Raw genomic sequence first — 14,184 nt, 5'->3', positions numbered from 1 at the left:
GCATGAGTATGACAATGAATAAAAAAAACATAGCAGCTTCTGCTGTCATGTTAGCAGGTATTCTGGCTATTCAGCAGGCTAATGCAGCTATTGCCCTCGATCGCACCCGCGCGGTGTTTAATGGGGAAGATAGATCAATGAGCCTTAGTATCAGTAACCAGAATAAAGAGTTGCCCTATCTTGCACAGGCTTGGATTGAGGACGAACATGGCAACAAGATTAACAATCCACTGACTGCGCTACCGCCACTTCAGAGAGTAGAGCCAGGAGCCAAAAGCCAAGTGAAGTTGCAAGTCACTCAGGGCATCAACATGTTGTCTCAGGATAAAGAGACGCTGTTCTATTTCAACCTCCGGGAAATTCCGCCGAAGTCCAACAAACCCAACACATTGCAGATTGCGCTGCAAACACGTATCAAACTGTTTTATCGGCCAAAGGCTATTACTGCTGGCCGAACAGACCACGAAAATCCTTATCAGGAGAAATTGACGATGACTCGACAAGGGGATCACTATGTGGTTAACAATCCGACGCCGTACTACGTGACCATTGCATCAGCGTCATCCAGCCTAAACGGGGCAGCGGTATCCGGTTTTAATCCGATGATGATCCCACCAAAAGGCAGTGCTGTGTTGGGTGGCAGTGCGTCAGCAATGGGTAACAGCCCTGTACTGATTTTCATCAATGATTTCGGTGGTCGGCCAAAATTAGTGTTTGGTTGTAGTGGTGGCACTTGTACCGTGAAAAGTAGTAAAGCCGGTTGAGATGTTTGCTGAAATTGGGATAACTTAGTAAAGGAGACATGTATGAACACCATCCTAATAAAACTAGATCGAGATGGACTGATACCGTCCTTGTGTCGGTGTAACCGATTACATGTTCTTATAGCGTTGTTGTTCTTGCTTTCGATAAGCTCAGAGTGTGATGCGAAGGATAAATTTGAATCCATTGTTCGTATAAAAGTTAATGTGCTTAGAGAAGCTTGTGATATCCAGCCTGGAGATGATGCAATCACCGTAGACTTCGGTACGGTATTCGGAAAGCACCTTTATCAAAATCAACGTAGTCATAGTAAAGCGTTTTCAATTCACCTCATAAACTGTGATGTGACAAAGGCTCAGGAGGTGAATATAAAATTTCTAGGTAAGGAAAATAATGAGCTTCCTGGGCTTTTGGCTTTTCAACCGGGAAGTCAAGCATCAGGGGCAGCGGTTGGAATAGAGTCTCTGGCTGGAGAACCTATTTCGATAAACAAGACTATTAAAAAATATAGTTTAAATAATGGCAATGCCACGCTGGACTTTAAAGCCTATGTGCAAGGGGAGCCTTCTGCTATCAAAAATCACTCAATAGTATTTGGTAAGTTCTCGGCTATTTCGACGTTTATGTTGGACTATGAGTGAAATGGAGGGAATATGAGGGGCTTTTTCTATCTTGTTTTTTTCATGACATTGGCTGGTGTTCCATTTATAGAGGTAAATGCAGGAGCCTTTGTTACGCCTATTGATATGTACCAAAGCGGTTCAGACACTCGTGTAGTTCTACAAGTAGTTGACTGGACGGAAAATGATACCGACCGAAACCCATGTTACGAATCTGTGTTTTGTTATGTTGGTCCAGATGTGAAATATCGCATTGCCCCTGTAAACCCGGGGATGTATGGTAGCTGTGTACTGGATAATCATTGTCTTAGAATCTCTCAATTTAAGACTAGGAAGGAGGTAGCCAGGGAGTACAAAAAAGCATTTCCGTTGCCATATCGAGCAGAGTTCCTTTTGCGATCCCCTGAGGCAGATTGTATAGGATTGTTTTATATTCTACACCAACCTGATCCACATCGTTCAGATGCACAGCAGTGGCCTGGTAGTGTTTGTGGCAAGGTGCCATCAGTCAAGCAATCTTGCAGTCTTTCTTTGCCATCTGTAATTGATCATGGCAATTTGGGGCAAGAAAATCTCAACGGGAATAAGAAAACAATAACAGGAAATGTGCAGTGCACATTGCCAGCTAACCTGACTTTATATACAAAATCCTCAACAGGTGAAAAGTTTATTTATTTAAATCCTGAAAAAACACTTTACTCCGATGTGGATATCAATGGCTCAAATGCTTGGAATGGTGTTCCAATAACGGTAAGTGGAAATAATCTCTATTCATTTTCTTTTTCATCCAAACTTCAATCATTGGGTAAAGTTGATGCAGGTGCCTATTCGGGAGATGTTATTGTGATTATGGCTTTTAATTAGTTTTGATGATAATGATGCTGGAGAGTAATAAGGTGAATAACGTGTTTGTTCTTAAACGTATATGTGTGATGTTGCAGGTTCGGAAAATAACAAGGCACTGCATTGTATCTTATGGTTGTTATTTCTACCTACTATTAGCAGCCGCATTCCTTTTAACAGGATGTGCTCAAGAGCTCACACCAAAGAGAGTTCCGACATCAAGTAAAATAAAAGTATCGTCAATCGCTAAGACATTGGTTCATTCTTCATTACCCCCTGAATCTGGAAGCGGTGATTGTCGTTTTGCCGGAACTATGCAGCCCTCTGCTGACAGCAATTCCGGCAAACTGGCACAATGTACTCGCGAGTTGGAGGCATTGAAGCAGTTCAGCGGCGCTAAATACACACGCTACAAAGCCGAGTTTGATCGCATTGCCCGTACGGGTAGTCAATATTTGGCGGTAGCTAACGGGATCAGTGAGGATATCAATGACTTAGTACGTCCTAAGTATCAGTATGCCCTTACCAGTTTGTGTTATCGTATAAAGAACGACTTATCATTGGCACTAATTAATCAGGTAGATGCACAATGAATTGTATACGAATGCATCTTCGTCGCTGTACTTGGTTGTTAATTGGTTTTTTGGGAACGATTGATATTGTGAGTGCGGCAGAAAGTGGAAACTATACCCCTCCTGGCGACGCGTTCTCGGTGGATAGCTTGATGGAAAGCGCCAGTAATTCTGATTATGGTCTGAGTACACTAATGGCGCAACAGTCCAAATCGGGTGAGACATCTTCAAACAGAAGTGCATCAAAACATACAGTTGGAACATCCATTCTTGTTGGTATGGGGGCCTCGTCCGGTGGTAGCGAAGCAGCAGCCCGTAAAGTATTGCGTGCAGAGAATCGTAAGCTTAAGGCTCAGATGGAAAAGCTGAACCTTAAGCTTACGACGTTGACAGCAAAGTTAGCCGCTCAATCTCAGACTGACGCTAACCGTGCCACTGAGGATGCTTTGCGCCAAGCTCAGCAGGTTACCTCACTTAAGAGACAACTTACCGATAGTATCGCAGAGTTGAAGTCTTCCCAGACTGAACTAGAGAAGAGCCGTAAGCAGCTATCTGACCACCAATCAGTCAGGGTAGAAGTGCAGAAGCAGAAGGATACGTTACAAAAACAGTTAAGTGACCACCAGACCCTGCTGACGGCTACGCAGCATCAGTTCAAAGAAGCACAAACGCAGTTAGAGGCCGTGCGTAAACAGTTCAGAGAAGCTAACATTGCCCGAATGCAGTTAGAGACGGCATTGGTTTCTACTCGTTATCAACTAGTGCAAGCTAATGATCGAGCGGTAAAAGCCAGTAAATCCGTGCGTGTACCGCTCGATAGCGATAACCGTAAGCGTGACTATGTAGTGGGCCAAGCGATGGCTTCGGGGCTAAAAGAGACACTGGTCAGTTATGCAGACAGTGGGTTGTCTCTAGATCCTGTTCGAGTGACTGCCGGATTAACTGATGGATTACGCAATCGCATGCAGCTTAAACGCAGTGATATGGATAAATATTACCTGACCTTTGCGGAGCAATTACAAAAACAGGTAAATGCCAAGGTTAAGATGGGAGAAGCTCTGATTGCGAAGAAAACTGCCGGACGCAAGCCAGCAAAGAAAGTCAATGGCTTGGTGTACTTTGTGGTCAAGAAAGGTCACCCTATTAAGGATCAGGATGCACCGGTTTCGCTGGCTTTGTCTGAGCAGATTGTTGATGGCGCCACTTTAAGCACTATTCCGACACTGACACTTACCGCTGACGATGATATACCAACCGTAGTGCGTGAGGCGCTTCCATTGTTGGGTGAAGAGGCAGAAGTTGATGCCTACGCTTTAGCTAAGGTCGTGTATGGCAACTTGCCGATGCCGAAAGGAGTAACCCCGTTTACGGTCTTGGTCTATCACCTCAAGGGGATTAAACCTCAGTAAAAATAAACTATTTTGACATCCTTATATCTTGGATTTACCCATGGCATCATCAATTTCATATTCACCTGATTTATCCCCCCATAATAATGATAGATTTATCAGACATAACAAAATTATTCTTATTTAACCAGAGGTTAGATAATCAATAACAACATTCCCCCCTTCTACATTGCGATATTTTTACATATACTAGGAGATAATCCCTATTAATAACTTCTAATTCTTTCAAACCAATTATACCATTGGAGAATTGATAAAATATTATTGATTATAACCTATAAAATACTTACTATTAATAGTAATATTTAAATAACCAACTATGATATCTGATTTATTCCTCCCGTCTATATAATAACATTAAATTAGCAATGGTTTATTTTACATTAAAAATACCAAGCTATGATCCCTCATTCATACATTATCAATCAGAGAAGATAATAACTCCGCTTCATTTATCAATTCATAATCGATAACTGGACTCCATAAGATACCAAAATCAATCTCCATATCGGTTTTTAACACTTCTAATAAATCCAAATATTGTGATGGAATTGAGCGGATAACTTTTTCCGGCACTAAAGAAAAACCATTGCGTTTAATTATCAGCTCAATCATTACCATAATATCATTCGTTTTTAACATTAAATTCATACTATTATCATAAATAGAAAATGCGTTAATGCCATCAGTAAAATCAATTGGTATATCATTCTCATCCATGTCAATAAGCTGATACAACGATGCCATTTCAGCGCTTAATGCTGTAAAATGCCGAAACCAATCACTGCCTTTTTTAAAAAGGTAAACGAGTTTTTCAGTAAAAATCTTTCTAGGCATAAGTGATGAAGTTAATGGTAGAGGAACAATGGCGATATGTAATAAACCAGAGTTTAATAGATTCATTTGCTGCTCAAATGTCAAACCAGTAATTAGCACAAGCACGGCTTTTTCCTTCCTACCTAGAAAAATCCGCTCTTCCATTTTTCCAGAATCATAAATAGGAAAACAAGAGCTAACATAAAGGTAATGTGGCGCATCATCTTGCAAATCATGATTAACCTGAATCTGAAATTGCTCAAAATGACCCAGTAATTTCTGAGCATTCTCAAAAGTTTTTTGTCCAAAATCAGTCAACCGAGTACCACCTGGTCCTCTGGAAAACAAAAGAGCCCCAAATTCCGCTTCCAGTGCATTAACTTTCTTAGTCAGTGCAGGTTGAGAAATATGTAGTATTTGAGAAGCCTTATGATAATTAAGTGTTTCAGCTAACACGATAAAAGCTTTGAGATTACGTATATCCATATCTCCACCATTCAGGTTTATCTTTCATACTTTCTTACGTTATTATTTCAATAATGAACTAAATCATTTAGACTTAACTGAAATTAATTAAATAGAGATTAAACAACAATTATAAGATGATCAATTAATTTATTATAAAAATGTTGATATAATTTATTTTTACCATAATTCCTTTCTGCTCTCTAAGATAAGTGATTAAATAATTCATTTAAATTAAATGCGTTAGAAGATAATAAATTTCCAGATTTTTAGGTGTTTTCCCTATAGTAACTCCTATGCATTCTGCGGCATGTATTTGCTACTATATAGGATAGCGAAATATATCTGGAAAACATCATTTTTAAAATATAACTATTAACCCTCATTTTTAAATAAAAATTAGGACGACTATATTAGATTCATTTTTCGCCTCACCCTACCAATAAGACTAATATCAATCACACAACTTAATATCTTTTACATATTTATTCGGTGACATCCAAGATATCTTTTGGCATATCAAGTAATTCTCACTTCTCAGTTTATAATTCACATAAAAAGATATAGGAAAACTCACAAAAAACGCAACAATAGCTATCACACCAAGATATTTAACATAAGCATCATGATACCTTGGGACACGCTCTGTTAAATTTAAATAAATAGAACAAATCAAGAAATAAAAAACCAACGGGAAGAAAAAAACGCAATTATTATCCCATTGGAAAAAGAGATTATCTCAGCCATTGTAATCAATGAAAGTAGACTATCAACAGAAGCAAACATACCTAAAGATACCAAGGACAATACAAAAATCGCCAAAATAATATGAATTATTTTTCTTTTTTTATCCACGACTATATTTAGCATATCAATCACATAGTTTAATATCTTTCACATAAGTATTCGGCGACATCCAAGATATTCTTGGACACACCAAATAACCATCGCTTTTTAACTTATAATTCACATATAAAGATGTAGGAAAACTTAAAAAAAATGAAATAATGGCTATCGACCCAAAACAGTTAACAAAACCATCATGATGCTTTGGAGAACGACCAGTTATACTGACAGAAATAACTGCAACCATATAATATAAAACCAAAGGATAAGAAAATAATATTATAACAACACCACCTGAAAATGTTATTTTATCATCCATTTAAATTAAATAAATTATATTTCCCACTGTCAAGAAGAAAGTGGATAAAGCTAAAATAAAAATAGCAAGAGCACCGATGATATGTATAATCTTTCTCTTGTTTTCCATAACACCTCCAATCATGAATAAATTAAATTAAAGATATCAATCACATAGTTTAATATCTTTTACATAGGTATTTGGAGACATCCAGGATATTCTTGGACATATTAAATAACCATCACTTTTTAACTTATAATTCACATATAAAGATGTAGGGAAACCTAAAAAAAATGAAACAATAGCTATCGTCCCCAAATATTTGTTAAAACCATCATGATGCTTAGGATAACGACCAGTTATATTAACAAAAACAACAAAAATAACATAATAAAAAACCAAAGGAGAAGAAAAAAATATCATAAAAACACCACCTGAGAATATTATTTTTTCATCCATTTTAATTAAAAAAATTAAATTTTCTCCTGTTAAAAATAAAGTGAATGACGTTAGAATGAAAATAAAAAGAGCACAGATGATATGTATAGCCTTTTTTCTCATAATGCCCCCAATCATGAATAAATTAAATAAAAATATCAGTCACATAGCTTAATATCTTTTACATAGGTATTCGGCGACATCCAGGATATTCTTGAACATACTAAATAACCATCACTTTTTAACTTATAATTCACATATAAAGATGTAGGAAAACTTAAAAAAAATGAAATAATGGCTATCGAACCAAAATATTTATTAAAAATATCGTAACTCTTTGGATAACGACCAGTTATATTAATAAAGATAACCAAAATAATATAATATGAAATTAAAGGAAAAGAAAAAAAGAAAATGGAAACACCACCTGAAAATGTTATTTTCTCATCCATTAAAATTAACGAAAATAAATCTTCACTTACTATAAACATACAAAACGACATTAAAGCCAATGAAAAAATTGCGCAAATAATACGTATTATTTTATTATTTACCATATCTCCCCCAATTATGAAAAATTTGGTTAAGATCAGCTTCTGGAGCTCTTGGTTTTCTCTCCATTTCTTTTCTAATTAAATTAATAACAGTTTCGCTAATTTTAAACTTTTTATCCAAAGAATCAAGTGCATATGTCATTCCAAAACCTATACCAAACACAATACCAGCCACTGCAATTATGCTAGCACCAGCCAAAAACGTAGTTACTATCAAAGACCCAATAACCCAAGAAACAAAAGCTATTATTACTGTCTTAGCCAAATCTACCGCAATATTACCTAAGAAATCAACCAGAGTGTATTCATCCTTAAATATAAGCTCAACCGTTCGATAAGCTGCGGAAAAGAATATACTGAATTTCATTCCCTTAACTATGCCACTATTCAGTCCTTGCTGCCCAATCCCCATAGATATCACCTTCATGTTAGAAGCTTTATATCTTGAAGCAGTGATGATTTTCCTAACTCCCGCATAACCTGATATTTTGATATATCTATTCCCGTCTTTACCAACATACTCTGTCGCTTTAATCCCTAATTTCTTAAATTCTCCTATAACATTAAAAAGATCAAAAGAATCATGTATGTTACCTGCATATGGCGATATGGGATCGGTAATCTCAAATATTTTCTTTATAAATGGACTTTTGGGTTTTGGCGAATCAATATCTTCCAGAACATCTTTCGCTTCATCTAACGAGAGTAGCGCAATATAGGTTGTATTCTCCCTTAGCTGCTTTTCGAGACCAATAGCATCAAAGAATTCATGCTGAGGTTTTAATTGGTTAGTCCCAACATGACCTCTCAGGAAATCCCCCATACAGCCCTCCCAAGAGGGGTTGTACTTTTTATATGTCATTGTGAAGCCCTTTCCATATTCTTAAAATCATCGCATTAGTGTTTAACCGCCGGAGTTTCCAATTTGAGTGAAAGAACCCGGCCATCTGAAATCTTCATGTCGATCGCACAGGCTTGCGTTGACAGCAATAGGTTAAAACACTGCATCATCATCATTGCCAATTTTTCTTCTGGGATTAACGGACTATTCATTAATACGTCCGTGAGTTGTTGTAATAACTGTTCTCTATCTCTATCGTTCATACGGCTAACCCTATTAACAATTAAAAGCTCGGATGTAGCACTATATTACATAAAAAATAGCCATGTCGACTATATAATAGCAAAAAATTTCAAGCCCGTTTTTTTTATATCACTATTACTATCCTTAAAGAAAAAAATTCAACATTGAACTATTAATTTCTTTATATTTTAGTGTTAAGGTCGTACTTTCACCGCCTAAACATACAGTCTTAGGTAATTCAATTAAAGAATTTGCATGGTAATTACTTATGTCACATATAATTTATTTATCTTTAGAGGGTAAGAAACAAGGTTTAATTTCTGCCGGTTGTTCAATGCTAGACTCTATAGGAAACCGATACCAAAAGGGGCACGAAGATCAAATACAGGTATTGAATTTAAATCACACGATAACTCGCGAAAAAAATGTCGCTCATCACCCGATACAATTTATCAAGCCAATAGATAAATCATCCCCGCTGTTAGCAGCCGCAATATCTTCAAACGAACTACTGAATGCGATTTTCTTCTTTTACAGAACAAATCTCGCTGGACAGTTAGAACTTTTCTATGAGGTCAAATTAATAGAAGCGAGTATTGTTGACATTTCTTGCGTCTACCCGAATTCAATAAACAATAATGAAATGATGCCATACGAAAAAGTCTTTCTCAAATATAGATCTATATCCTGGAATCATATAACCGCCGGCACATCTGCTTATAGTATATGGGATGATAGAGTTTATTGAAAATAAACCGAGTTAAGCATATACCCTATAGATTTCAAGATGCATCGCGACGGCAAGGGAGCGAGTCCCCGGGAGCATAGATAACTATGTGACCGGGGTGAGTAAGTGCAGCCAACAAAGAGGCAACTTGAAAGATGACGGATATATACAAATATATATGCTTAACTCTTACTAATACGCCAAAAAACAAAAATGGTAACAACAAAAATACCCAATAATGTCAATCGACCCCACATATCTGGAAAACAACCTGCGGCCATAGCCGACCAAGCTATAATCACCATAAAGGGAATTGTGTCCGACAAAAGATCTTTAATCCATATAAAAAAAGATCCTTGAACCATGCCTTACTAAAAACCCTTCTTTTTTCATTCATATTAATATCCTAATTCATTATTTCAATAAATTCAGAAACTATACCCTATAGATTTCAAGATGCATCGCGGCGGCAAGGGAGCGAATCCCCGGGAGCATAGATAACTATGTGACCGGGGTGAGTAAGCGCAGCCAACAAAGAGGCAACTTGAAAGATGACGGGTATATACCATCTTTCCCGATTTATAACCCTTTTTGCTCTACAACCTATAAAATGCATTCACAAAGCTATCGCTTTTATCGAAACACTGACCAAATTTGCTCTTTATGACAAAGAAGAGTAAATAACTATTTATCATTTCAAGAATATTCCATCAGAAAAACAATATGAAAATCAATCTCAACAATATAGTTACCGAAAGTCGCAATTCAGCTAGTGCCAACATTGATACTCTGCCAACCCTTGAAATGCTAAAACTGATTAACGATGAAGACAAAAAAGTCGCACTGGCTGTAGAGCAAACTTTGCCGAAAATCGCTGAAACGGTAGACAAAATTGTCGAAGCATTTCGTCAGGGAGGCCGTTTAATTTATATCGGGGCCGGTACATCGGGCCGGTTAGGGATTTTGGATGCCAGTGAGTGCCCACCCACTTATGGCGCCAAACCAGAACAAGTGGTTGGATTGATTGCCGGAGGACATCAGGCCATTCTACATGCGGTTGAGAATGCAGAAGATAACCAACAACTGGGCGCAAATGATCTTCAAGCGCTAAACTTTAACTCAAAAGATGTATTGGTTGGCATTGCCGCCAGCGGCCGTACACCTTATGTTTTGGGTGCAATGGCGTATGCGAAATCCGTTGGCGCCACCGTTGTCTGCATTAGTTGCAACCCGGAAAGCCCGATGACACAAGCAGCCGATATCGCCATTACACCGATAGTTGGGCCAGAAATCGTCACAGGTTCATCACGAATGAAAGCCGGTACAGCCCAAAAGCTAATTCTGAATATGCTGACCACCGGCGCCATGATCCGTACAGGTAAAGTTTATGGCAACCTGATGGTGGACGTAGAAGCGACGAATGCCAAACTGGTTGAAAGGCAGAAAAATATTGTTATGGCCGCCGCAGAATGTAACCGTGAACGAGCGGAGCAGGCACTGGCTGAATGTGATGGACATTGTAAAACCGCCATTGTGATGATTCTGGCGGGCGTCAATGCTCAACAAGCAAAGGCTTTACTGGAAAAACATCACGGTTTTATTCGACCGACGATCTCAGCCGTTCGGTAACCACTTCCTCTGCTGAGAAGGAGTAAGAAGATGGCTAAAATTAATCAGACAGTCATTGCCCAGATCCTTAAAGCTATCGGCAATGCAGATAATGTAGCGCAATGCGGCAACTGTATGACCCGTCTGCGATTGACATTGCATGATTATACGCAAGTGGATAAAACCAGGTTAAAACAGATCCCCAATGTGTTAGGTATTGTCGAAAACGACGATCAGTTGCAGATTGTGCTTGGACCGGGAAAGGCTCTAGCTGCGGCTGAAATAATGAATGAATTGCTAACTTCTTCTCCCCATACAGAACAATCAAAACCAAGCGGCACTGATTTAACCGATATTGCTTCTGCCAATAAAAAGCAACTTAAAGAGAAACAGGTGAGTGCGGTACACAAATTCCTGACCAAATTCGCTACCATTTTTACGCCATTGATCCCCGGTTTTATTGCCGTTGGTCTGCTTCTCGGCTTTGCTACTTTACTTGAACAGATAGCTATTCAGGGTGTTGAACACCCTAATACCATTTTGGTTGAAATCATCGGCTATATGAAAGTTTTCAGTAAAGGCATGTTCAGCTTTCTGAGTATTCTAATCGGTTATAACGCGCAAAAAGCATTTGGCGGCTCAGGAATAAATGGCGCCATTATTGCTTCACTGTTTGTACTCAGTTATAACCCGGATGCCACCAGCGGTTTCTATTCCGGTATTGCTACTTTCTTTGGTTATAGCATCGATCCGCGCGGCAATATTATCGGCGTTCTTATCGCCGCTATTTTGGGAGCATGGGTAGAACGGCAAGTTCGTAAGATTATCCCGGATAACCTCGATATGATCCTCACTTCGGCTATTACTCTGCTAATCATGGGAGCCATTGCCTTTATCTTTATCATGCCGCTGGGGAGTTATCTGTTCAGCGGCATGTCATGGTTATTCCTTCACCTTAACGGCAATCCTTTTGGCACGGCGATATTGGCTGGGCTATTTTTACTCGCTGTTATGTTTGGTATTCACCAAGGGTTTGTTCCCGTCTATTTCGCACTAATGGAGGCACAAGGCTTTAATTCTCTGTTCCCAATTCTTGCAATGGCGGGCGGCGGACAGGTTGGTGCAGCGCTGGCACTGTATGTCAAAGCGAAAAAAGACTCTCTGCTGCGTACGCAAATAAAAGGCGCCATTATTCCAGGTCTGCTCGGTATTGGTGAACCTTTGATTTATGGGGTAACATTGCCGCGAATCAGGCCCTTTATTACCGCCTGTTTGGGCGGCGCCGCCGGCGGTTTCTTTATCGGTTTGGTCGCCTATTTGGGATTACCTGTCGGGTTGAATACGGTTTTTGGTCCATCTGGATTGGTAGCACTGCCACTGATGACCTCGAACAGCGGTATTTTTGTCGGAATGACAGTGTACACCGCCGGGCTAGTGGTTGCTTATATCAGTGGTTTTGTAATGACTTTGCTATTTGGCAGTAAAAATGTCGATTTAACCTGATGATGTACTATGTTGTGCCGGAGGTGCAACATGGATTATAGATATGACAGCCACACGTTATTTCAGATTGAATACTATTTGGTGTGGGTAACGAAATACAGATGCAAGGTGCTGACAGGAGAAGTCGCAAGCTGAGTACGTGAGTTAATACGTCAGACATGCGAATCCTTTGAAATCAGGATATTAAAGAAAGTTGCTACTTTAAGTAGGTGATTGTTTAGTTGATATCGGTTTCGCTAGCATACAGCATTGCTCGTTTTTCCAAGAAACCCCAAGATGATGGGGTTAAATATAACTATTTGCTGACATCTGTGCTATTTGCAATAGTGCCAGCAAAAGTCTTCCTTTCTCGTTGCAGCCACTCAGGCCAAGGTATGTCTCGCCCAGGATAAGCAGGGTGTGGTATGCACCAATGTTCTTGCACCCACTTACGAATGAAAGTTTCTATTTCATAAGCAAGTGCTGAATTCAGGATATTAATATGTAACCAGTAGTAAATAGCTACATCATATCCCTCAAAAAGTGAGGGGAATATATATACACACCCAAGGCAATGAGATTCCGAAGGATCAAGAATAATATAAGAGAAGCCAATTCGTTGTTGGAAATCGCTATAATCTTCTTCGATATAACGCAAGTTATCTTCCCAACTTTTGATATCATCTGCCAGTCGTCAGAAAAGATATCTTTTAAAATCGGTCGGCTCTTCATTACGGCTTCATAGTCGATATTGGCGTATTTCGGGCTTAATGGCCGTAAAATAAAGCCATTGCCATATACCAATAATGGCACATCAAATTCGTTTGGTACTATTTTATTATATACGTTCATTATCTTTTTCTTTTGAATATCACATGGTGAAACTGGGTATCTTGCTTTGGTGAAAACATTTCAATGTTGGAGTTAACGTAATTAACCTGAACTCTGCTTAAGAAAGGAAAGAAAAAAGGAACTAAGAGCCTGAGGCACGATCAAAGTTTTTGTATAGAAAACAAAATCGTGGAGATCCTCAGGCTATGATTACTTTAGAAGAACTTGACTGCTGCGTCGATGATTTTTGCCAAAAATTTATTCCGCTTTGGGAACAACAGCTCATCGAGAATAACCGGCTTAAACGCCATCGCGCAGCTTCCCTGTCACTGAGTGAAATCATGACGCTCCTCATTTTATTTCACATGAGCCACTATCGTCATTTCAAAGCGTTTTATATTGAGCATGTGCAACAGTATCTTAAGGCTGATTTCCCCCATCTGGTCAGTGACAACCGAATAATAACCTTGAAGAAAAAAGCGATTATCCCGTTGTGCGCTTTTCTTTCTTCACGCAAAGAAAAATCACAAGGCATTGCTTTTATCGACTCCACCAAAATCGCCGTTTGCCATAATCTTCGTATTCCCCGAAATAAGGTTTTTGAGGGGGTAGCACAACGGGGGGAAAACCAGTATGGGGTGGTTTTATGGTTTTAAACTTCATTTGGTCATTAATGATTGTGGGGAACTTTTGTCTGTCAAATTAACGCCGGGAAATACAGATGATCGCCATCCGGTTAAGGAATGGGTAAAAGGATTAACAGGACATCTGTATGGCGACAAAGGGTATTTATCACAAGCTTTAAGTGATGAACTGGAGGCAGAAGGGA

At 38.9% G+C, this 14,184-nt stretch carries 15 protein-coding genes and 3 pseudogenes; 10 read left to right on the top strand and 8 right to left on the bottom strand.

Features of this window, described 5'->3' with window-relative positions; genetic code table 11:
• The first annotated feature begins 8 nt into the window (after positions 1–8).
• From AACQ83_RS20080 to AACQ83_RS20060, 5 genes are read left to right on the top strand one after another with little or no spacing between them, the layout of a single operon-like run.
• Positions 9–764 (top strand): fimbria/pilus periplasmic chaperone, encoded by a 756-nt coding sequence (locus AACQ83_RS20080; protein WP_146747922.1) that lies wholly within the window; start codon positions 9–11, stop codon positions 762–764.
• 42 nt (positions 765–806) lie between these two features.
• Complete coding sequence (locus tag AACQ83_RS20075) at positions 807–1,403, top strand: fimbrial protein (protein ID WP_112879344.1); 597 nt, start codon at positions 807–809, stop codon at positions 1,401–1,403.
• A gap of 12 nt (positions 1,404–1,415) precedes the next feature.
• Positions 1,416–2,246: an MrpH family fimbial adhesin gene (locus AACQ83_RS20070; RefSeq protein ID WP_112879343.1), complete on the top strand. Its 831-nt coding sequence runs from the start codon at positions 1,416–1,418 to the stop codon at positions 2,244–2,246.
• Between the two features lie 32 nt (positions 2,247–2,278).
• Entirely contained in the window at positions 2,279–2,818 is a 540-nt protein-coding gene (locus tag AACQ83_RS20065; protein ID WP_146747921.1) for a hypothetical protein, read from the top strand.
• A complete protein-coding gene (locus AACQ83_RS20060) occupies positions 2,815–4,206 on the top strand; it encodes an FKBP-type peptidyl-prolyl cis-trans isomerase N-terminal domain-containing protein (RefSeq protein WP_112879341.1) in 1,392 nt (463 codons plus the stop codon). Before AACQ83_RS20065 ends, AACQ83_RS20060 begins: the two co-directional genes overlap by 4 nt.
• Before the next feature lie 411 nt (positions 4,207–4,617).
• Here AACQ83_RS20060 and AACQ83_RS20055 read toward each other — a convergent pair whose 3' ends face one another.
• The 7 genes and pseudogenes from AACQ83_RS20055 to AACQ83_RS20025 form a co-directional block, all read right to left on the bottom strand.
• Positions 4,618–5,508 carry a LysR family transcriptional regulator gene (locus tag AACQ83_RS20055; RefSeq protein ID WP_112879340.1) on the bottom strand — a complete coding sequence of 297 codons (891 nt, stop codon included), beginning with the start codon at positions 5,506–5,508 and terminating at the stop codon, positions 4,618–4,620.
• A 433-nt stretch (positions 5,509–5,941) separates the two neighbouring features.
• On the bottom strand, positions 5,942–6,163 hold the full coding sequence (locus tag AACQ83_RS20050; protein ID WP_339366771.1) for a DUF1240 domain-containing protein: 222 nt from the start codon (positions 6,161–6,163) through the stop codon (positions 5,942–5,944).
• Between the two features lie 195 nt (positions 6,164–6,358).
• Positions 6,359–6,760: pseudogene (locus tag AACQ83_RS20045) on the bottom strand (DUF1240 domain-containing protein).
• Positions 6,761–6,796: 36 nt separating this feature from the next.
• Positions 6,797–7,192: a DUF1240 domain-containing protein gene (locus AACQ83_RS20040; RefSeq protein ID WP_112879339.1), complete on the bottom strand. Its 396-nt coding sequence runs from the start codon at positions 7,190–7,192 to the stop codon at positions 6,797–6,799.
• 35 nt (positions 7,193–7,227) lie between these two features.
• Positions 7,228–7,626, bottom strand: a complete 399-nt coding sequence (locus tag AACQ83_RS20035) for a DUF1240 domain-containing protein (RefSeq protein ID WP_112879338.1) — start codon at positions 7,624–7,626, stop codon at positions 7,228–7,230.
• Positions 7,616–8,446, bottom strand: a complete 831-nt coding sequence (locus AACQ83_RS20030) for a hypothetical protein (RefSeq protein ID WP_112879359.1) — start codon at positions 8,444–8,446, stop codon at positions 7,616–7,618. Before AACQ83_RS20030 ends, AACQ83_RS20035 begins: the two co-directional genes overlap by 11 nt.
• A 74-nt stretch (positions 8,447–8,520) precedes the next feature.
• Positions 8,521–8,727 carry a hypothetical protein gene (locus AACQ83_RS20025; protein WP_088373465.1) on the bottom strand — a complete coding sequence of 69 codons (207 nt, stop codon included), beginning with the start codon at positions 8,725–8,727 and terminating at the stop codon, positions 8,521–8,523.
• A gap of 248 nt (positions 8,728–8,975) precedes the next feature.
• Between AACQ83_RS20025 and AACQ83_RS20020 the strand changes: the two genes are divergently transcribed.
• The 4 genes and pseudogenes from AACQ83_RS20020 to AACQ83_RS24720 form a co-directional block, all read left to right on the top strand.
• A complete protein-coding gene (locus AACQ83_RS20020; RefSeq protein ID WP_112879337.1) occupies positions 8,976–9,455 on the top strand; it encodes an Hcp family type VI secretion system effector in 480 nt (159 codons plus the stop codon).
• A gap of 702 nt (positions 9,456–10,157) precedes the next feature.
• Positions 10,158–11,063, top strand: a complete 906-nt coding sequence (murQ, locus tag AACQ83_RS20015; RefSeq protein WP_112879336.1) for an N-acetylmuramic acid 6-phosphate etherase — start codon at positions 10,158–10,160, stop codon at positions 11,061–11,063.
• Between the two features lie 30 nt (positions 11,064–11,093).
• The gene (gene murP / locus AACQ83_RS20010; RefSeq protein WP_112879335.1) at positions 11,094–12,545 is read left to right on the top strand and encodes a PTS N-acetylmuramic acid transporter subunit IIBC; all 1,452 of its coding nucleotides are present in this window, start codon (positions 11,094–11,096) and stop codon (positions 12,543–12,545) included.
• 30 nt (positions 12,546–12,575) lie between these two features.
• Positions 12,576–12,746, top strand: a pseudogene (locus AACQ83_RS24720) (transposase); the annotation flags it as partial.
• Between the two features lie 94 nt (positions 12,747–12,840).
• Here AACQ83_RS24720 and AACQ83_RS20000 read toward each other — a convergent pair.
• Positions 12,841–13,182, bottom strand: a complete 342-nt coding sequence (locus AACQ83_RS20000) for a hypothetical protein (protein WP_240000867.1) — start codon at positions 13,180–13,182, stop codon at positions 12,841–12,843.
• Between the two features lie 379 nt (positions 13,183–13,561).
• Between AACQ83_RS20000 and AACQ83_RS19995 the strand changes: the two are divergent.
• Positions 13,562–14,184 (top strand): annotated as a pseudogene (locus AACQ83_RS19995) (IS982 family transposase); the annotation flags it as partial.

The sequence above is a fragment of the Photorhabdus sp. S10-54 genome (assembly GCF_963878145.1).
GTDB classification, from domain to species: domain Bacteria; phylum Pseudomonadota; class Gammaproteobacteria; order Enterobacterales; family Enterobacteriaceae; genus Photorhabdus; species Photorhabdus kayaii.
Note: the sequence above shows the minus strand (reverse complement) of the source record. Positions and strands in the feature narration are given on the sequence as shown.